Genomic DNA, 19,639 nt, shown 5'->3' on the forward strand with positions numbered 1-19,639 from the left:
TAACGAAAAGCGTGGGGTGGGGCTCACTCACTGATAATCTCCCAATGGCCCGACTTATCTGACCCTACTCTTTTCAACCTGCCCGCTTGCTGTAACTTGGCCATCGCACGGCCAATAGTACGTATGTCTTTCCCTGTGGTGTCGGCTATTTGCTGGCGAGTAATCGCCGGGTTGTGCTGAATTAACGCCATGATCGCTTCAGGTGTTTTTAGCCCAGAGACATTTACAGGGGCGTTTACAGGGACATTTACAGGGGCGTTTTGTACTAGTGTCTGAGCGATGACCGATAACATAAAATGAATAAAGGGCGTGCTCTCGGCTTGCTGATCCGCTTGTTCAAGCGCTTGGTAATAGCGCTGCTGGTTGTCTTTGATAACGCTTTCCAGCGGCAACGATAAAAACAGCGGATGCCATTGCGACAAAATCAGCGTTTGCCACAAGCGTCCCATGCGACCATTGCCATCGTTAAAAGGATGGATAAATTCAAACTCGTAATGAAATACACTGCTGGTAATTAAAGGATGGTCTTTAGCCTGTTTTAGCCAATGGGTTAAATCCTCCATTAGCCCCGATACCTGATGAGCAGGTGGCGCAACATGATGTACTACATTCCCTTTGTGGATGCCCACCGCTTTATGCCGAAACTCGCCAGCATTTACCAGAATATCCGACATCATCAAGCCATGGGCGGTGAGTAAGTCATTGATGCTATCAGGTTGCAGCTTGGGTAAGGCATCGTAAGCCTGAATCGCCCCTTTGACCTCAGCCAACTCGCGCACACTCCCCATCACGCGCTGGCCGTCTACAATCGCGGTGACCTGCTCTTCAGTCAGGGTATTGCCTTCAATCGCCAACGTTCCGGTAATGGTTTTAATGCGGTTTTGCTTGCGCAACTGAGGCGAAGCATCCAGTGCATTAGCGTTCAGTCTGCCCACTTGCTCGCTGATCTCTGCGACCAGATTGAGAATATCGGCGGTGATGGTAAACGGGGGTTTATAACTCATGGGTTTAATCATCCCCCCACACATTCAGAATTTAATTCTGATTCTATCACACGTGGAATTGCAGGGAAGATTAAGGACAACAAGGTGGGCCATGCCAAATAAAAAATGCCCGACTTAATAAGCCCGGCATTTTTAACACTAATGCTGAGAATTAAAGATCAACCTGACCTTTGCTGGTAAAGGTGCCGTCTTCCACAGCCATCTCGACCACCACGCCAGGCACGTCGCCGTTGTCATCGAACTCATGCGAACCAGAGGCGCCTTCGTAGTTGATGTCGGTGCCTGCGGCAATCAGCTCAACCGCTTTTTCCCACTCGCCGGGCAGAATGACCTCGCCGGGGGCGCTGGAAACACTGCGCAGTGCTTCGGAAAGGCCTTCACGCTCGGCGCTGCCGTTCTGCTCAATCGCCAATGCGACCAGGAAAGCGGCATCGTAGGCCTGGGCGGCAAATACTGCGCTTGGATCGAAGCCAGCAGCTTCGGCGGCTTCGATAAAGATATCGGTACCGGGCAGGTCAGGGCTGCCGGGGCGCGTGGCGATCATGCCATCCAGCACGTCTGCACCGATGGCTTCAATAAGGCTATCGCCGACCATGCCGTCAGCACCTACGTACTGGGTAAACATACCGCTTTCATAGGCTTGGCGCAGCACGGTCTGACCCGAGGTGTCGGCGTAGGCCAGCACGACGAGAGTATCCACGCCACTGACTGACAGTGAGCCTAGCTCAGAGCGATAATCCGCGCGGTTATCTTCGTGGGCAAGGTTCTCAGTAATCTCACCTCCGCCGGCTTCAAAAGCAGCGCTAAAGGCGTCAGAAAGCCCCTGACCATAATCATTGTTGACATAAGTGACCGCCACTGCGTCGATACCTTTTTCAAGCAACAGCTTGGCAAGGATCTCGCCCTGGAAAGCATCCGACGGCACGGTACGGAAGACGAGATCATTATCGTCCAGCTCAGATACCGCAGGGGCAGTCGAAGCGGGCGACACCATCAACACACCACCGGGAATGGCGGCGTTATTAGCCGCAGCAATGGTCGCACCAGTACACAGCGCACCGACAATCGCGGTGACATTTTCAGAGTTCACCATGCGGTCGGCGGCGTTAGAGGCAGCCGATGCATCGGAACAGGTGGTATCACCGGACGGCATCACCAACGTTTGGCCATCTAGAATGCCGCCCTGCTCATTGATCTGCTCTACGGCTAGTTGAGCACCTTCAAAAATGGGTGGCGTTAAACTTTCGATTCCCCCGGTAAAGCCGCCCAAGAAGCCAACTTTGACCTCTGCCTGTGCGAACCCGGTCATTGCCAGGGTTGAGGCCGCCACAGCGGTGGCTAATGCGCGCTTATTGATCATATTATTTGTCGCTCCCAGTGTCGTAAAAAGTTGTGCAATTTTTTAGTGTGCCTCAGCGGACAATCGTTAAGGCTGCTATTAATCTGGAACTGGAACGGCAAAAACACAAGCAACGCTTTCTAACGCTCCTCGCCTTCCTCAAGATATCGCCTGCGTTCAGCGAGCTGCTTTTGAAGGCGTTTGCGTCGGTAAAGCCGCACCAGCGCAATCGTTAACGCAGTGATCAGCATGGCGGCCAACACCACACCCTGCCAGGGGCGAGCCGCATTGCCCATCACCGTTTCCAGAGTCATTATCAGGATCAAGCCAATCGCCTGGGATCCGATCGCTAGCGCGCGCAGCTTATCGAAAGCGGGTGAGGGCATAACGTCTCCGTAATTTTCAGCTCAAATGATATGGTCTCCTAGTGTACCTGCTTCGCAACATGCTTAACTGGGAACCCAAATTAAAAACCTACGTTGAAAACCTGAACGGGAAATCCATGAACGCCATTGCTCTCGGCCCGCTACTGATTTCGCTACCACGCCTGTACGCCGTTGGCTGCGCGCTGCTGCTACTGCTCTGCGCGCGCTTCTTGCTAGGGCTGCCTCGCCCGGCTCAGCAGCGCTGGTTTACCGGGCTTATTATTGTTTGGTTAGTGGGCGCTCGAGTGGGCCATATCCTGCTCAACCTGGATAGCTATAGCGCCGCCCCGCTTGAAGCGCTCAAAGTCTGGCAACCCGGCTACCATGGCCTGTGGGGGATGACGGTTGGCTTGGTATGGACGGCCTGGACGCTGCGGGCTCGGTTACTGGCCATGGGCGGAGCAATGGCCATGCTGATCGCCGCTTCCAGCCTATGGCTGGTGCTGGTCACCCTGGCGCCCCTGGGCAATGACTTTGCGGTTGACGCCCTACCGGAGATCACCCTTGAGGATGTGGAAGGCAATGACGTGCATCTGCCCTCACTGACCGACAACGCTGACCTGATTATCGTCAACCTGTGGGCGACCTGGTGCCCTCCCTGCCTGCGTGAAATGCCGCTGCTCGAGGAGGCCGCAAAACGCGATGGTGTCAGCGTGGTGGTTGCTAACCAAGGCGAAGACCTACTGCCCATGGTGCGCTACCTGGATGAGCAGCAGCTTGAATTTCGCTACGCCCTGCGTGACCCCAGCCAGCAGCTGATGGCGCTTTTTCAAGCACCGGGATTGCCCACCACAGTGCTGTTCGACGGCCAGGGGAACACCCTGGATATCCACGTTGGCGAGCTTACTCGCGCCCAGCTGGATCGCTGGTTACAAGATTGATGCCGATACACCTTAATCCCCCCGCTGCTTTGCGTTAGAATCCCCCGCCCTGTTGCTGCCGGCGCTCACTACCGGCGGCAGTCGACCCGTTTTGCAGACTCTCCCGAGGCATCATGAGCGATTTTTCTCCCGGCCAACGCTGGATTAGCGACGGCGAAGCCGAGCTTGGGCTCGGTACCGTGCTTAACTGCGACGCCCGTAGCGTTACCATTTTGTTCAGTGCCAGTCAGGAAACCCGTACCTACAACACCCGCCAAGCCCCGCTGACCCGCGTTATGTTCGGCAGCGGCGACCGCGTACTCTCTGCTGACGGCTGGCAGATCGTTGTCGATGACAGCAAAGAGTCCAACGGCCTGATCACCTATATCGGTGAAGACAAGGAAGGCAATCTGCGCGAGCTGCCCGAGGCCAAACTCGCCGATACCATGCAGTTCGACCAGGCTCGCGACCGCCTGCTGACTGGCCAGGTCGATCGCAACGACTGGTTTGATTTGCGCTTTCGTACCCTGCACCACTATCAACGTATCGAGCAGCACAGCGCGCTGGGCTTTTCCGGGCCGCGCATCGATCTGATACCCCATCAGCTCTACATTGCCAATGAAGTTGCCAACCGCCATGCACCTCGGGTACTGCTGGCGGACGAAGTGGGCCTGGGTAAAACCATTGAAGCTGGCCTGATTCTGCACCGCCTACTGCTCAATGGCCGCGTTGAGCGGGCGCTGATTCTGGTACCCGACAGCCTCACTCACCAGTGGCTGGTCGAGCTGCTGCGACGCTTTTCGCTCAACGTCTCGCTACTGGATGAAACCCAGAGCCAGGCCCACGGCAGCGCCAACCCCTTTGAGAGCGCCCAGCTGGTGCTAGCGAGCCAGGGCTGGCTATTTGCCAACCCTCAGCGTCAAGAGCAGGCACTGGCCAGCCAGTTCGACCTGCTGATTGTTGACGAAGCGCACCACCTCGACTGGAGTGAAGAAGGCAGCGGCCCCGGCTATCGGTGCGTCGAACAGCTTTCGGCGGTGATTCCCGGCCTGCTGCTGCTCACCGCGACCCCCGAACAGATGGGTATCAAGAGCCACTTTGCCCGCCTGCGGTTGCTGGATAGCGAGCGCTACCATGATCTTGAGCGCTTCAAAGCCGAAGAGAGCCACTACACCGAAGTGGCCCGCGCCATCGACGCCTTGGAGGCACTGCCTGACGACCCTAGCGCCCGTAGCGACGTCTCTGCGGTAGCCGATGACCGCGACAGCCAGGCGCTGCTGGCCATCCTGTGCAACCCGGAGGCAAGCAAAGCGCAGCAGGACACCGCTCGCGACCAACTGAGCGAAGCGCTGCTGGATCGCCACGGTACCGGTCGAGTGATGTTCCGCAACAGCCGCCGTCACGTAGGAGGCTTCCCGGAGCGGCGCTTAAACCTGGCACCGTTAGCGCTGCCTTCGGCCTACCGTCGCGTGGTGCGCCGCTTAGAGCGCGACGATGATTACCTTGACGAGCTGCTGATCGAGACCGGCATGGATCACCCCGACGTGCTGATCTATCCCGACGCGGCCTACCGCGAGCTCAGCAATGATCCGCTCAACGGCGAAGACTGGTGGCACATCGATCCGCGGGTTAACTGGCTACTGGAAAAGCTCAGCGACGACAGTGAGAGCGGCTTCGCTAACGAGAAAGTCCTGGTCATTGCCCACCACCGGGAAACCGCCGAAGGGCTTGCTGAAGGGCTGCGGGTGCTGGGCGGCTACCACGCGCCGGTGTTCCACGAAGACCTCTCCCTGATCGAGCGTGACCGCGCGGCGGCGGCGTTTGCCGATGAGGATGAGGGCGTACAGGTGCTGGTCTGCTCGGAAATTGGCTCAGAGGGGCGCAACTTCCAGTTCTGCCGTCACCTGGTGATGTTCGATATGCCTCAGCATCCGGATCAGCTCGAACAGCGCATCGGCCGCCTGGATCGCATCGGTCAGCGCCACGCCATTGAGCTGCACATTCCGACCTTCGAAGGCAGCCCCGGCGAGCGCCTGCTGCGCTGGTACCACGAAGGCATGGATGCGTTCAGTGCTCCCCATGGGGTCGGCAACGAGCTGTTTGATGCCTTTGGTGACGCCCTGGCTGATGCCCTGCTGGATGATGAGGCACTTGACGAGATCATCGCCGAAACCCGTACGATGTTTAGCGCCAAGCTGGCGGAGCACGATGCGGGCCGTAACCGGCTGCTTGAGCTCAACGCCTGCCGCCCCGCCCGCGCTCAGCAGGTGATCGACGCGGTGCGCGAGCTTGACGATGACGCTGCCCTGCCGCGTTACCTGGAACGGGCACTGGATATTTTCGGCGTGGATAGCCAGGAGATCGGCAAAGGCTTAATGCACCTGCAGCCCAGCCAACATATGCTGGATGGCCTGCCGGGCCTGGTTAAAGGTGAAGAGGGCTTTACCGCCACCTACAGCCGCTCCCAGGCGCTGGCCCGTGACGATGTGCAGCGGCTCTCCTGGGAACACCCACTGCTGCGTGAAATGATGGGTCGGGTGCTGGATGGCACCATGGGCAACTCGGCGCTGGCTCTGCTGCGCCACGACGCCATTCCCAGCGGCCGCTTGATGGCCGAGCTGGTGTTTCGCACCCACTGCCCGGCACCCAAGAAGCTGCACCTTAACCGCTTCCTGCCACCCACCGCGGTGCGTTTGCTGCTGGATGAATCGGGCGCCAACCTGACCAGCAAGATCTCCTTCACCGGCTTGGGCAAAAACCTGCAGAAGGTCAACAAGTCGCTGGCGCGGGATTTGATCAAGAGCCGTCACGACCAGCTGCGTGAACTGCTAACGCAGGGTGAAGGCGAAGCCGAGCGCCAGTTGCCCAGCATCGTCGAGAACGCCGAAGCGCGTATGCGCACTCAGTTGGACGCCGAGATTGCCCGCTTAACCGCCCTGGCTGAGCACAACCCGGCGGTGCGCAGTGCGGAAATCGACGCGCTAAAAGATGAGCGCAAGGCACTTAGCGAAGCCATTGAAAACACCCGCCTGCGGCTGGACTCAGTACGGGTGATTATCACCGTTGATGCCGACCGCTAAAGGATCGCCTCAAGCGCCTTGTCCAGGGTGGGGTATTGGAAGCTAAACCCTGCCTCTTCCAGGCGCACGGGGCGCATATCTGCTCCGGTCAGCAGTAACCGCGACATTTCTCCAAAGCCCGCTTTTAATACAAAAGCGGGTACTGGGAAAATGGCCGGGCGATTGAGGTGACTGGCCAGGGTTTTAGTGAAGGTGGCATTAGTCACTGGATGCGGGGCACAGCCATTGAAGGCACCGCTCAAGTCCTCTTGATTGATGAGAAACAGGATCGCCGCGACTAAATCGTCGCGGTGGATCCACGGCATAAACTGCTCGCCGCTGCCAAAGCGGCCACCCACCCCCCACTTAAACGGCGGCAGCATCTTCTCCAGGCTGCCTCCACCCGCCTCTAGCACTAGGCCAATGCGCACAATCGCCAGCCGCACGCCCATGGCCTCAATAGGCTTAGCGGCTGCCTCCCACTGTTTGCACAGCCGATGGGCAAACTCATCGTTAGGCATGGTCTTCTCAGTCACCACGCGCTTGCCCTGATCGCCGTAGTAGCCCATCGCTGAACCCGATACCATCACCTTGGGCAGCGGCTGGCCGTTAGCTTTGAGCTGCTCGCAAAGCGCCACCAACTGCTCGGTCGCCGCCACCCGGGAGTTAATCAGCTTGGCTTTCTGCTCATCGCTCCAGCGCTTGGCGGCAATCGGCTCACCGGCCAGGTTAACCAAGGCGTCCGGCGGCGATTCAATAAACGCCTGGGCGCTATCGCGAATGTCACAATTGTTCGGCAAACGATCCCGCACTTGGTGAGGCGAGCGGGAGACCACCTGCACCTCGTGACCCTGTTCAACTAACTGCCGGCATAGTCGCTGGCCGACAAAGCCACTGCCTCCGGTGATTAATACACGCATGGGGTTTTGCTCCTGTTGGTGGCATCGTTGAAATCCTGCATAGCCGCCTGGCCGACACTTACCTATCAGGCTAGTTCACGCGGCCGGCAGGCGCACAATGATGATCAAAAGCGCTGCTTATCGCTGGCGCTATGCGCAGCCATCAACTACTTGCGCACATGATTTCTTATACAATGCAAGTGGCCTGGCTCTGTGCGGCGACAGCTTCCGCGACGGCCGCGTTGAGGATGCTTGGCTATCCGGCCACCGTTTAGGAAAGGCGCTAATAGGCCGGTCGGTTCAATAAAGAGCGAGCTTAAATGATTAAGAAGGATTCTTATAAAGGTTGTACCGGGTAGCGACAAGTTGTACAAATGGGCATACAGTATCGTGCTAATGTTTAGTTTTTAAATCAGGCAACCTTTAAATGGAACATGAATCACCTTCGCCGCGGCGAACAATAACAAGCCCCTGCAGCGCCGCGCTGCAGTCAACGAAGAGGTACTGGCGCCCATGAGTCTTAAGGCGACCCACCCCCCCGATACGCCACTCTATCCGATACGCGAGGTTTCTCGCTTAACTGGGGTGAATTCGGTCACGCTTCGCGCCTGGGAACGACGTTACGGGCTAATTCGCCCCCAGCGCACTCCGAAAGGTCATCGTCTTTACGCTCAGGACGACATCACCCGCATCGAACGCATCCTGCAGTGGCTCAATCGTGGTGTGCCGGTCAGTCAAGTCGCCGACTTGCTTGACCAGCCAGAAACAATTGAAGCCCCGTCACCTGATGCCGGAGACTGGGCGAGCCAGCGCCAGCAGTTGCAAGCTATTATCGAAGCGTTGGATCTCGCCAAGCTGGAGGCGTTTTATCATCAGAGTTTGGCGCTCTACCCACTGAGCGTGGCCATTAATGAACTCTGGCAGCCAGTTATTTTGACCTTAGAAGCCAAGTGGGCCATTCAGGCAGACCAGCTTGTTCGCCGCACGTTGGAAGCCTTTCTGCGCAGCCAGGTGGGCATCCGCTTGCACTATGCCAATCAGGCTACCCGTGGCCCGCTGATTCTACTCAACGCCATGCCCGACGACCCCGGCCCGCTGTGGGTACTGATGTCGGCGCTAATGGCCAGCGAGCAGGGCTACCGGGTGCAGATGCTTGACCACTCGCTGCCGCTTGAGGATCTTCCCCAGGCAGTGGCGCGGCTGCACTCGTCCATGGTGCTGCTCTCTAGCGGTCAGCGGGAGAGCGATAGCTATATCAACCAGGCGCTGCCTAAAGCGGCTGAGACGCTTAACGTACCCATCGGCGTATGCGGCGAAGTGGCTCGTCTGCGCGAAAACGATTTGCGCGATGGGCCAGTACACATGCTGGGCGATGACCTGCCTCAGGCGATTGCCCGGTTGCGCCCACTGTTACGCGAGTCTGGCGTACTCTAACCAGCGCGCCTTCATTCTGGCCGTTCGCCTTCGTGGCGACCGGCCATTTTTTTGTGTCGCAGGAGGCCCCTATGACCGGAAAGCCTATAAAGCATCAGTTGATATGGCTGCGCAGCGACCTGCGTATTGACGACAACAGTGCCCTCGCCGCCGCCGCGGTTAAGGGCCCTGTGATAGCGGTGTTTTTGCGCAGCATTCCTCAGTGGCAAGCGCATGGCCACGGCGCTAATAAGCTGGATTTTTGGGCGCGCGGCGTCGCTAGCGTCAAAACGGCGCTTAACGGTTTGAATATTCCGCTGCTGCATCGCGATATTGAACGTTATGACCAGGCACCCGAGGTGCTGCTTGAGATCGCTCTCGAATATGATGTTGAGCAGTTGCACTTCAATCACGAGTACGCGCTCAATGAGCGCCACCGCGACCAGGCTGTGCAAGACGCCTTCAAACAGGCCGGGATTACTGCACATGGCTACCACGATGCCATAGCGTTTGCCCCCGGCAGCCTGCTAACCGGGAAGGGCGACTACTACGGGGTATTTACACCGTTCTCCAAGGCGTGGCACAAGCAGGTCAGCGCTGATCAGTTGGCGCTGCGCGCGACGCCACAGGTACAAGCGGCGCTGGATATTCAAAGCGACCTGCTGCCTGAACTTCCCAAGCTTGATAGCTCCCCTATCGATGGGCAGCTGTGGCCAGCCGGTGAAAATGCCGCGGCGGATAACTTAGCGCGCTTCCTACGCTTTCGTGGTCGTCACTATAACGCCCAGCGCGACCTACCGAAGGTGCGCGGCACCAGTGAACTGTCGCCCTATCTGGCGCTAGGCATGATCTCCCATCGCCAATGTTTACAAGCGGTGATGAGCGAAAACGGCGACCACTTAGCCGATGGCGATACCGGCCTTACTACCTGGGTCAACGAGCTGGTCTGGCGAGAATTTTATCAGCACGTAGCGGTGGGGTTTCCGCAGGTATGCCGTTACCAGCCCTTTCAGGAGCATACCAAGCAACTAGCTTGGCGTGACGATGACGAAGGCTTTCAGGCTTGGTGCGAGGGGCGTACGGGATATCCCATTGTTGATGCCGCCATGCGCCAATTAGTGAACACCGGCTGGATGCATAACCGACTGCGCATGATCACGGCGATGTTTTTAAGCAAACATCTACTGATTGATTGGCGACGCGGTGAAGCCTTTTTTATGCGCCACTTGATTGACGGTGAATTCTGCGCCAATAACGGCGGCTGGCAATGGGCGGCCTCTACGGGTACTGATGCTGCGCCCTACTTCCGTATTTTCAATCCCACCACCCAATCCACCCGTTTTGATGCGGACGGTGAGTTTATTGCCCACTGGCTGCCTGAGCTTGCCAAACTACCCGCCAAAGCGCGCCACGCGCCACCTCAGGATCTGCTTAGCGACGTCGAGTATCCAGCGCCTATTGTCGATCACAAGGCAGCACGTCAGCGCGCCTTAGAGGCATTTAAATCGCTCTCTAAATAAATCTGTTGTAGCAACTACTAGGGAGACCGTGATGGCTGAGCCTGCGGTATTAGAGGCGTTCTGCGCCTTTTTTAACAAACTAGACAATACCTGTACAGAAAAGCTATACGAGGTATATACTGAAAATATAATTTTTAGTGACCCGCTGCACCATATTGAAGGTCGCGACGCGTTAGCGCTTTATTTTTCAACCATGTATGAAAATGTCGAGCAGTGCCACTTCACTTACCACACTCGACAGTTACAGGGTCAGCAAGCATTTGTCACCTGGAGCATGACGTTTATTCATCCCCGATTGGCAGGTGGCCAGCCGGTCAATGTGGAAGGCTGTAGCGCACTTACCTTTGCCGCCGATGGGCGCGTTGAGCGTCATCGCGATTATTTTGATGCGGGCGCCATGCTTTACGAACATTTACCGCTGATGGGAAGCGCCATTCGCTGGTTAAAAAAACGCCTTGCCTAAGCGATAACATCACCGCAGGGAACCCGAGGAGGCTTAATGAGCACATGGAAAACGCCCCAACGCATTTGGTTAACCGGTGCCACCTCCGGCATTGGTGAAGCGCTTGCGCGTAAGCTCATCGCCCAAGGCCACCAGGTAGTGCTTAGCGCGCGCAGTGACGAAGCACTCGAAGCTCTGAGCCATGGCCACCCCAATGCCCACCCTCTCCCGCTGGATATCAGCGACCGTCAAGCAGTGCTCAAGGCGGGTAACGACATCCGCGAGCAGCTCGGGGCGTTAAATTTGGCGCTCTTTAATGCCGGCACCTGCGAATATCTGAATGCTCAGCAGTTCGATATGGACTTAGTCGAGCGGGTTTTGAAGCCCAATCTATTCGGCACTTTGTACGGCGTCGAAGCCGCACTGCCGCTGTTGCGCGCGGCGCGCAAAGAGGGCCTCCTGGCTCGGTTAGCCGCCACCTCCAGCGCTTCAGCCTATTTACCGCTACCTCGTGCGGAAGCCTATGGGGCGTCTAAAGCCGCGGTAAGTTACTTTTTAGAGTCGCTGCGCTTAGACCTTGATCAGGAGGGCATTGAGGTCAGCCTGATCCACCCTGGCTTTGTGAAAACGCCGCTCACCGAACGTAATGACTTCCCTATGCCGATGCAGGTAACGGCAGAGCAAGCAGCTGATGCCATTATCGCGGGGCTGGTGAAGGGGCGGCTGGATATCCACTTTCCACGCCGGTTTACCTATCTGGTCAAATTGCTGGGCATTTTGCCCCCCACTGTGCGCCGTCAGATTGGCCTGCGCATGACCCGCAGCCAAAAGGAGTCGTCATGAGCGCCATGGCATCGCAAAGTTCTGGGGCATCACAACGTATTGCCATTGTTGGCAGCGGTATTAGCGGCATGGCAGCAGGCTGGTACCTCTCCGCCCAACATGACGTCACGCTGTTTGAAGCAGATTCACGCCTGGGAGGGCACACCGCCACCATGGACGTGAACGTTGCGGAAGACTCCTACGCTATTGATACCGGCTTTATTGTCTTTAACGACTGGACCTATCCGCACTTTCAGCGCCTTATGGCCACCCTGGGCGTCGCCTCACAAGCCACCGAAATGAGTTTCTCGGTACATGAAACAGCGCGGGATTTTGAGTACAACGGTCATACCTTGGGCTCGCTGTTTGCCCAACGACGCAATTTGTTTAATCCCTCTTTTTATCGCCTGCTGGGCGACATTCTGCGCTTTAACAAGCAGGCCACCAACGCGCTGGAGAGCCAACAGCTTCCCGAACATATAACCCTGGGTGAATACCTGGATCGCAACCACTACAACCGCGATTTTCAGCAGCGCTACTTACTGCCCATGGGGGCTGCCATCTGGTCGGCCAGCATCAGTGATTTACGCGCTTTCCCGCTGGCGTTTTTTGTGCGTTTTTTTCGCAATCACGGCCTGCTATCGGTCAACCATCGCCCCCAGTGGTACACCCTGGTGGGCGGTTCGAAAAGCTATATCCCCGGTCTGACGGCGCCCTATGCATCGCGTATTCACCTCAATACACCGGTCACCCGAATTACCCGCAACAGTACCGGCGTTAGTATCACCACGCCCTCCGGAACCCAGCGCTTTGACCAAGTAGTGCTCGCCTGCCACGCCGACCAGGCCCTTGCCATGCTGGGCGACGCCAGCGGCGACGAGAAAGCGATCCTCGGCGCCATGCCGTACCAGGATAACGAAGTGGTGCTACATACCGACACCGCCCTGCTGCCGCGGCGCAAGCGCGCCTGGGCGAGCTGGAATTACCGCCTGGATCAGCGCGATAGCGAAGCACGGGTATCGGTCACTTACGCTATGAATATCCTTCAACGGATAGAGAGCGACACCACTTTTTGCGTGACCCTGAACGACAGCGCCAGCATTGATCCAAACAAGGTGCTGGGCCGCTACACTTACGCACACCCCCAGTTCACCCTGGCTGGCCAGGCGGCTCAGGCGCGACACGCCGACATTTCGTCTACGGCCCATCGCACCCACTTTTGCGGTGCTTACTGGCGTAACGGCTTCCACGAAGACGGCGTGTGGAGCGCACTGCGGGTGGCGCAAGCGTTAGGCTGTGATGAAGCCGCCCCGCCGCCTGCGCCACCTTCCGCGCTACCTGCCCATGAGCTGCTAACGCCGCAAGGTGTCGAGGGGCTGAGTTGATGGCTAGCATGCTGACTGAAATGACAGCTGGGATAACCACCCAGCCACGCTCGCGTATTTATCGTGGCACCCTACGCCACCGGCGCTTTACGCCCAAATCCCACGCCTTTAGTTACCAGCTATGGATGGCCTGGCTGGATTTGGACGAGCTGCCCGAGCTGTTCGACAAGGTGCCCGGCTTTAGTGCCCGTCGCCCTGCGCTGGCGCGTTTTCGTCGCGAAGACTATCTGGGGCCGGTTGATCGCCCGCTGAAAACCGCCGTTCGCGAAGAGCTAATTCGGCAGTTGGGAAGCGCGCCTAATGGCCGTATCTGCGTGCTTACCCAGCTACGCACGCTGGGCTGCATGTTTAACCCTATTTCCGTCTACTACGCTTACGACCACCTGGGGCGACTGACAGCCGTATTAAGTGAGGTCACCAATATGCCCTGGCGTGAGCGCACCTGCTACGCCAGCGCGGTGGATCCCTCACGCCATAGTCACCAAGCACATTTCGATAAAGACCTCCACGTCTCGCCGTTTAACCCCATGGAGATGACTTACCGTTGGAAGTTTAATGCACCCGGCGAAAAGCTCTTTCTGCATATGGAAAATTGGCAGGATCAGCAGTGCCATTTTGATGCCACGTTGACCCTTGACGCCTCACCCGCCACCCGCGGCACGTTGCTAAAAGCCTTGGCTCGCCAGCCATGGATGAGCCTGAAAACCATTGCGGGTATTCATTTTGAAGCACTTCGCCTGTGGCTGAAGCGCGTCCCCGTTTATAACCACCCCAAGCGCAAGGAGACTTCAAAGTGACGACCCTGCGTTCCACGCCCCCTAACCTTCAACCGGTTGCCGAAAGCCGCTTAACCAAGTGGCTAAAGCCACGCCTAATGGCCCAACTGGACACCTTTCGCGGCGGTCGTATCACCCTGATTGAAGGCGATCAGTGTCATCACTTAGGTCAACAAGGCCCGTTGCAAGTGACCGTGGTGATTCGCCACTCCCGTGCCTGGAAGCGCCTTGCCTTTGGCGGTACAGTGGGGGCTGCAGAATCGTACATGGACGGCGATTGGGACGCCGACGATCTGGTCGCCCTGGTACGGCTGTTCGCTGCCAACCTTGAGCATGTGAATGGGAAAATGGAGAACGGCAGCGCTCGCATTGCCCGCTGGCTGCTGGGTGCCGCCTACCGCTTTCAGCGCAACAGCCTAACTGGCTCGAAACGCAATATTGCCGCCCACTACGATATTGGCAACGATCTGTTTTCGACGTTTTTAGATCGCCACCACTGGATGTATTCAAGCGCCGTGTTTCCCTATCCCGAAGCCAGCTTGGAAGAGGCCTCTACCTACAAGCTCGACTTGATGCTGGAAAAGCTCGATGTGCAGCCCGAGCATCACCTGCTAGAGATTGGCACTGGCTGGGGAGGGCTGGCGATTCATGCAGCCAAAACCCGTGGCTGCCGAGTCACCACCACCACTATTTCCGATGAGCAGCACGCCCATACAGCAAAACGCATCATGGAAGAGGGGCTGGAGGACAGAATCACCCTGCTTAAGCAGGATTACCGGGAATTGACCGGCCGCTATGACCGGCTAATTTCGGTGGAAATGATTGAGGCGGTGGGACACCAGTATCTCGATACCTACCTCAACAAACTGGATAGCCTACTGACCGATGATGGCCAGGCTATGCTCCAGGCCATCACCATTCGTGATCAGCGCTTTGAAGAGGCTAAGCGCGACATGGATTTTATCAAGCGCTACATTTTTCCAGGCGGCTTTCTGCCCTCGCACCACGCTATGTTAACCAGCGTTATGCGTAAAACATCGCTGAACGTGGTCGCGCTGGATGAAATTGGCCCGCATTACGCGCGCACATTACGCGAGTGGCGCCACCGCTTTGAGGCCAGCCTGGAGCAGGTGCGAACACTAGGCTACGACGAGCGTTTTATCCGCATGTGGCGCTACTACCTGTGCTACTGCGAGGGCGGCTTTATCGAGCGCTCCATTGGCACCTGCCACTTACTGCTGGCTAAGCCGGCGGCTAAGCCCATTCCGCTCACCGGCGCTCTCTAAATGGCATCACCCAAGTGGCGGGCGCTGGTGTTGAATGCCCTGCGCTTTGAGGCTGGCTGGCTCCTGTGCGTGCTCGGCGGCTCATGGGTTGCCGCCATAGCAGGGGGCAGCCTGTTGGTCTGGCACCTGTGGCGCTGCGCGCGGCCTGGGGAGTGGCAATTTATTGCCGGATTTGCCCTGCTGGGGCTGGTGATTGATGGCGGTTTGCAGCTGCTGGGTGGGTTCGATTTTAACGATCAAACGCTGGTGTTAGGGCTTCTACCGCTGTGGCTATGGATGCTTTGGCCGCTGTTTGCCACCCTGGTTCATCACTCACTGGCGTGGCTGTGGCGCTATCCATTGCTAGCCGCGCTGTGTGGCGCCATTAGTGGCCCACTCTCTTATTATGGCGGCGCACTACTGGCAGAGGTAACCATGGCGGCTTGGTTGCTCCCCATTCAGGCGCTCGTTTGGGTGGTGCTATGTCTGGGTATTAGCCGTTTCTACAAGCCTTAAGAGGCAGAGGGTGCGGCAACTGCCGTGGGCACCAGACGTTTTTCCAACTCAGCGGCGGCAAGCGGCCGAGCAAAGTAGAACCCCTGTACGGACGTGCACCCGGCATTAACCAAGAACTGACACTGCTCTTTGGTTTCAACACCTTCGGCAATCACTCCTAGCCCCATGCCTTCCGCCATCGCTAGCACCGCCTTAACAATCGAGGCGTCCGCCTGATCGTGCGGCAGCTCTTTAATGAAGGCCCGATCGAGTTTAATTTTGTCCACCGGCAAGCGCTTCAAATAGCCAAGCGACGAATAGCCCGTACCAAAGTCGTCGATGGCAATCGCAAAGCCTTGATCCCGTAGCGCCTGCAAGCGTGGCCCCATATCCCCCGCACGCTCGTCGAGTAGCACCGACTCCGTCAGCTCTAAGCCAATTTGCGAAGACTTCAGTTGGTAACGCTTTAGGCAGGTCGTCAGTTGGCTCTCCAGGTCACCTTGAAACAGCTGCAGTGCCGAAATATTGACCCAAATTGTTAGCTTGGGCATAGCACTATTACGCCAATGGGCCTGCTGGGCACAGGCTTTTTCGATCACCCAGGCTCCCAGTTGACTCATTAAACCATGCCTCTCGGCCAACGGAATAAAGTCGCCTGGGGAAATCATGCCATCCTTGGGATGGCGCCAACGCAGTAACGCCTCCATGCCCACCAGCTCGCCGCTGGCAGGGTCATGCTGGGTTTGATAATGCAGTTCCAACTGGTCACCGGAAATAAGCGCGGCGCGCAGGTCACTGACCAGCGCCAGTTGAGGATTATCCTGCTTATCCAGCGCCGGGCGAAAGCGCTGACTTAAGTTACGTCCTAGCCGTTTGGCGCTATAAAGCGCCGACTCTAAGCGCTGGAAGAGTACGCCGGAGTCGTTACCATCTTCAGGCACGCGACAGCTGCCAATCGTGAGCCCTAAGCGCAGCGAGTGGTCGTTAATTTCAAAGGGCCGACTCATATGCTCACGCAGGGTGGCTACCCACTGGTCGTGATCGTCAAAAGTGGTGGTACGGATTACCATAAACTCATCGCCGCCCAGGCGCCCTACCACGCTCCCTGCTACATAGCCTGTTAGCCGCTGGGCAAAACGTGCTAACAGCCGATCACCCTGCTCAACCCCCAGGCTATCGTTGACTGATTTCAAACCATCTATATCCACCAGCGCCATATCCAGGCTCTCACCTGCGCGTAAATGGCGCAGCCGAGAGGCAAGCAGATCGTGGAGACGGCGACGGTTAGGCAGCCCAGTGAGAGGGTCCTCATAGCCGATACGGCGTAAATCGCGCTCACGAGCTTTTTGTGCCGAAATATCGGCAAACAAATTAATAAAATGGGTAATGTTGCCGCGTTTGTCGGTCACGGCACGGACTTTTAGCCACTCGGGGTACTCGTCGCCGTGTTTACGGCGGCTCCACATTTCACCTTCCCAGCGGCCGGTGCTTTTTAGCGTACTCCAAAACGTTTGATAAAAGGCTTTGTCATGGCGCGGGGCTGCCAGTGTCTCCAGCTTCAGCCCTTGAATCTCTTGGCTGGCATAGCCGGTAATTTCGGTAAATGCTGGGTTAACCACCATCACGCGATTTTGCGCATCGCTAATCACCATGGCATCGCTGGCAAGTCTTAACGTATCTTGCGACAGTCGCAGACGTAGCTGCTGTTGACGCACTTGTTTCCAGGCATCCCACAGCCCAAGCGCGACCAGCGATGCTGCCACCAGACGTAGCATCGCATCAGGTATCCAAACACAGGCGGGAAGCGCCGTCAGTGCGACCCAAACTAACGGACGATTGAGTGAAACAGGAAGCCACATGGCGATTCGCTATACCCTATACAAATTAACTCAGATAAAAATTAGCGTTAGGTGCCATGCTGATCATGCCGCCTAATAAGTCACTTGGATACTCTATATTACGGCAATGGAACACTTATTGTGCATAATCGGCTATTAATGAGCCAAGCCGCTCACTTTTAGTGCTATCGGCCAACCCGCTAAAATCTCTAGTGATGGACGATAAATAGCCTGTTACGTGCATTCAGCGGTTTCGGGAAGTAGACTAGCCACACAACCAATTTGATATTCGGAACGATTCAGTGACCAAGCAACATTCCTTTGATCGCGAAGAACTGCTGGCCTGCTCCCGCGGCGAGCTATTCGGCCCCGGAAATGCACAGCTCCCGGCTCCTAACATGCTGATGCTTGATCGCATCAAGCACATTCACGAAGAGGGCGGTGAGCATGGCAAGGGCGAGCTGATCGCCGAGCTGGATATCACGCCTGACTTGTGGTTCTTTGACTGCCACTTCCCTGGGGATCCCGTTATGCCTGGCTGTTTAGGGTTAGACGCCATGTGGCAGCTAGTTGGGTTTTACCTGGGCTGGCTAGGCCACCCTGGTCGCGGACGTGCGCTTGGCTGCGGCGAAGTTAAATTCAGCGGACAGATCCTGCCGGATGCACAAAAAGTGACCTATAGCATTAATATTAAGCGTATTATTACCCGACGTCTTATCTTGGGTATCGCCGACGGCACCGTAACCGTCGACGGACGCGACATTTATCAGGCTAATGATCTGCGCGTTGGCCTATTTACCTCCACTGCGAATTTCTGAACAGGAGGCTCCCATGCGACGAGTGGTAGTCACCGGCCTTGGCATCGTATCGTGCCTTGGCAACGACCAACGACAGGTCCTGGACGCGCTCAAAACTGGGCGTAGCGGTATTCGTTTTAAGGAAGAGTATGCCGAGCGTGGCTTCCGTAGCCATGTGGCAGGCAGCGTCGATATCGATCTTGAAGCACTCATTGACCGCAAACTGCTCCGCTTTATGGGCGACGCGGCGGCCTATGCTTACGTTTCTATGGCCCAAGCTATCGAAGACGCTGGGCTAAGCGAAGCGCAGGTCTCCAACGAGCGTACGGGGCTTATTGCGGGCTCTGGCGGTGCTTCAAGCGCTAATCAGGTTGAAGCAGCCGACATACTGCGCGAAAAAGGTCTGCGCCGCGTTGGTCCTTATCGCGTCACTCGGACAATGGGTAGCACTGTGTCAGCGTGCTTGGCAACGCCGTTTAAAATCAAAGGCGTCAATTACTCCATCTCTTCTGCCTGCGCGACCTCCGCACACTGTATTGGCAGCGCGATGGAACAAATTCAGCTTAACAAGCAGGATGTGGTATTTGCCGGTGGCGGAGAAGAGGAGCACTGGACCCTCTCCTGTTTGTTTGATGCCATGGGTGCGCTCTCTACCCACTACAACGATACCCCTGAAAAGGCCTCACGCCCTTACGATAAAGCTCGTGACGGCTTTGTTATCGCCGGCGGCGGTGGCATGCTGGTGTTGGAAGAACTCGAGCACGCTAAAGCCCGCGGCGCCAAGATCTATGGCGAACTGGTGGGTTACGGCGCGACTTCTGACGGCCATGATATGGTCGCCCCTTCGGGAGAAGGTGCTACGCGTTGCATGCGTCAGGCGATGGCAACGGTCGATGGTGATATTGACTACATCAATACCCATGGCACTTCGACACCCGTCGGCGATGTTGCCGAACTGAAGGCGATACGCGAAGTGTTTGGGAATACAACACCCGCCATGAGCTCGACCAAATCGCTCACCGGCCACTCCCTGGGGGCTACCGGTGTACAGGAAGCGATCTACTCACTGCTGATGATGCAACACAACTTTGTTGCCGCCTCAGCGAATATCACCGATTTGGATGAGCAGGCCGACGGCTTTGATATTGTCACCGAACGCCGCGATGACGTGACGATAGAACGTGCCTTGTCTAATAGCTTCGGCTTTGGCGGTACCAATGCGTGTTTAGTCTTCCAGCGTTTCAACGACTAACGCTAGTACGGCTACTCGCATGATAAGCATAAAAACGGCGCCCATTGT

17 protein-coding genes are annotated in these 19,639 nt (G+C 56.9%); 12 read left to right on the forward strand and 5 right to left on the reverse strand.

The window, feature by feature from the left end:
- Positions 1–23: 23 nt before the first annotated feature.
- The 3 genes from HALTITAN_RS19890 to HALTITAN_RS19900 form a co-directional block, all read right to left on the reverse strand.
- Positions 24–1,004, reverse strand: a complete 981-nt coding sequence (locus tag HALTITAN_RS19890; protein WP_039860234.1) for a Fic family protein — start codon at positions 1,002–1,004, stop codon at positions 24–26.
- A 151-nt stretch (positions 1,005–1,155) separates the two neighbouring features.
- Positions 1,156–2,364 (reverse strand): ABC transporter substrate-binding protein, encoded by a 1,209-nt coding sequence (locus HALTITAN_RS19895; RefSeq protein WP_009288157.1) that lies wholly within the window; start codon positions 2,362–2,364, stop codon positions 1,156–1,158.
- 119 nt (positions 2,365–2,483) lie between these two features.
- Positions 2,484–2,729, reverse strand: a complete 246-nt coding sequence (locus tag HALTITAN_RS19900) for a hypothetical protein (protein ID WP_022520884.1) — start codon at positions 2,727–2,729, stop codon at positions 2,484–2,486.
- Positions 2,730–2,845: 116 nt separating this feature from the next.
- Between HALTITAN_RS19900 and HALTITAN_RS19905 the strand changes: the two genes are divergently transcribed.
- Positions 2,846–3,649 (forward strand): TlpA disulfide reductase family protein, encoded by an 804-nt coding sequence (locus HALTITAN_RS19905; protein ID WP_039860236.1) that lies wholly within the window; start codon positions 2,846–2,848, stop codon positions 3,647–3,649.
- 113 nt (positions 3,650–3,762) lie between these two features.
- The gene (gene rapA / locus HALTITAN_RS19910; protein ID WP_039860224.1) at positions 3,763–6,708 is read left to right on the forward strand and encodes an RNA polymerase-associated protein RapA; all 2,946 of its coding nucleotides are present in this window, start codon (positions 3,763–3,765) and stop codon (positions 6,706–6,708) included.
- Here the strand turns inward: rapA and HALTITAN_RS19915 are convergent.
- Positions 6,705–7,607, reverse strand: coding sequence for a TIGR01777 family oxidoreductase (locus HALTITAN_RS19915; RefSeq protein ID WP_009288158.1), 903 nt, complete (start codon positions 7,605–7,607; stop codon positions 6,705–6,707). The two genes, rapA and HALTITAN_RS19915, sit on opposite strands and share 4 nt — an antisense overlap.
- A gap of 492 nt (positions 7,608–8,099) precedes the next feature.
- On the opposite strand from HALTITAN_RS19915, the gene HALTITAN_RS19925 reads away from it, so the two are divergent.
- The 8 genes from HALTITAN_RS19925 to HALTITAN_RS19960 all read left to right on the forward strand — a co-directional run bounded on the left by HALTITAN_RS19925 (position 8,100) and on the right by HALTITAN_RS19960 (position 15,725).
- Positions 8,100–9,020: a MerR family transcriptional regulator gene (locus HALTITAN_RS19925; RefSeq protein WP_009288159.1), complete on the forward strand. Its 921-nt coding sequence runs from the start codon at positions 8,100–8,102 to the stop codon at positions 9,018–9,020.
- 86 nt (positions 9,021–9,106) lie between these two features.
- Positions 9,107–10,519, forward strand: coding sequence for a deoxyribodipyrimidine photo-lyase (gene phrB / locus HALTITAN_RS19930; RefSeq protein WP_085947162.1), 1,413 nt, complete (start codon positions 9,107–9,109; stop codon positions 10,517–10,519).
- 31 nt (positions 10,520–10,550) lie between these two features.
- Complete coding sequence (locus HALTITAN_RS19935) at positions 10,551–10,982, forward strand: nuclear transport factor 2 family protein (RefSeq protein WP_022520889.1); 432 nt, start codon at positions 10,551–10,553, stop codon at positions 10,980–10,982.
- Between the two features lie 36 nt (positions 10,983–11,018).
- A complete protein-coding gene (locus tag HALTITAN_RS19940; RefSeq protein WP_039860229.1) occupies positions 11,019–11,804 on the forward strand; it encodes an SDR family NAD(P)-dependent oxidoreductase in 786 nt (261 codons plus the stop codon).
- Positions 11,801–13,168 carry an NAD(P)/FAD-dependent oxidoreductase gene (locus HALTITAN_RS19945; protein WP_009288161.1) on the forward strand — a complete coding sequence of 456 codons (1,368 nt, stop codon included), beginning with the start codon at positions 11,801–11,803 and terminating at the stop codon, positions 13,166–13,168. Before HALTITAN_RS19940 ends, HALTITAN_RS19945 begins: the two co-directional genes overlap by 4 nt.
- Positions 13,168–13,965, forward strand: coding sequence for a DUF1365 domain-containing protein (locus HALTITAN_RS19950; RefSeq protein ID WP_241254316.1), 798 nt, complete (start codon positions 13,168–13,170; stop codon positions 13,963–13,965). Before HALTITAN_RS19945 ends, HALTITAN_RS19950 begins: the two co-directional genes overlap by 1 nt.
- Positions 13,962–15,230 (forward strand): SAM-dependent methyltransferase, encoded by a 1,269-nt coding sequence (locus tag HALTITAN_RS19955; RefSeq protein WP_009288163.1) that lies wholly within the window; start codon positions 13,962–13,964, stop codon positions 15,228–15,230. The genes HALTITAN_RS19950 and HALTITAN_RS19955 overlap by 4 nt, the downstream gene beginning before the upstream one ends.
- The gene (locus tag HALTITAN_RS19960) at positions 15,231–15,725 is read left to right on the forward strand and encodes a DUF2878 domain-containing protein (protein WP_009288164.1); all 495 of its coding nucleotides are present in this window, start codon (positions 15,231–15,233) and stop codon (positions 15,723–15,725) included.
- Here HALTITAN_RS19960 and HALTITAN_RS19965 read toward each other — a convergent pair.
- A complete protein-coding gene (locus HALTITAN_RS19965; RefSeq protein WP_009288165.1) occupies positions 15,722–17,563 on the reverse strand; it encodes a putative bifunctional diguanylate cyclase/phosphodiesterase in 1,842 nt (613 codons plus the stop codon). The two genes, HALTITAN_RS19960 and HALTITAN_RS19965, sit on opposite strands and share 4 nt — an antisense overlap.
- Positions 17,564–17,844: 281 nt before the next feature.
- On the opposite strand from HALTITAN_RS19965, the gene fabA reads away from it, so the two are divergent.
- Complete coding sequence (gene fabA, locus HALTITAN_RS19970; RefSeq protein ID WP_022520895.1) at positions 17,845–18,360, forward strand: 3-hydroxyacyl-[acyl-carrier-protein] dehydratase FabA; 516 nt, start codon at positions 17,845–17,847, stop codon at positions 18,358–18,360.
- Positions 18,361–18,373: 13 nt separating this feature from the next.
- Positions 18,374–19,591: a beta-ketoacyl-ACP synthase I gene (fabB, locus tag HALTITAN_RS19975; protein WP_022520896.1), complete on the forward strand. Its 1,218-nt coding sequence runs from the start codon at positions 18,374–18,376 to the stop codon at positions 19,589–19,591.
- Positions 19,592–19,639: the final 48 nt, after the last annotated feature.

It is taken from the genome of Vreelandella titanicae BH1 (assembly GCF_000336575.1).
GTDB classification, from domain to species: domain Bacteria; phylum Pseudomonadota; class Gammaproteobacteria; order Pseudomonadales; family Halomonadaceae; genus Vreelandella; species Vreelandella titanicae.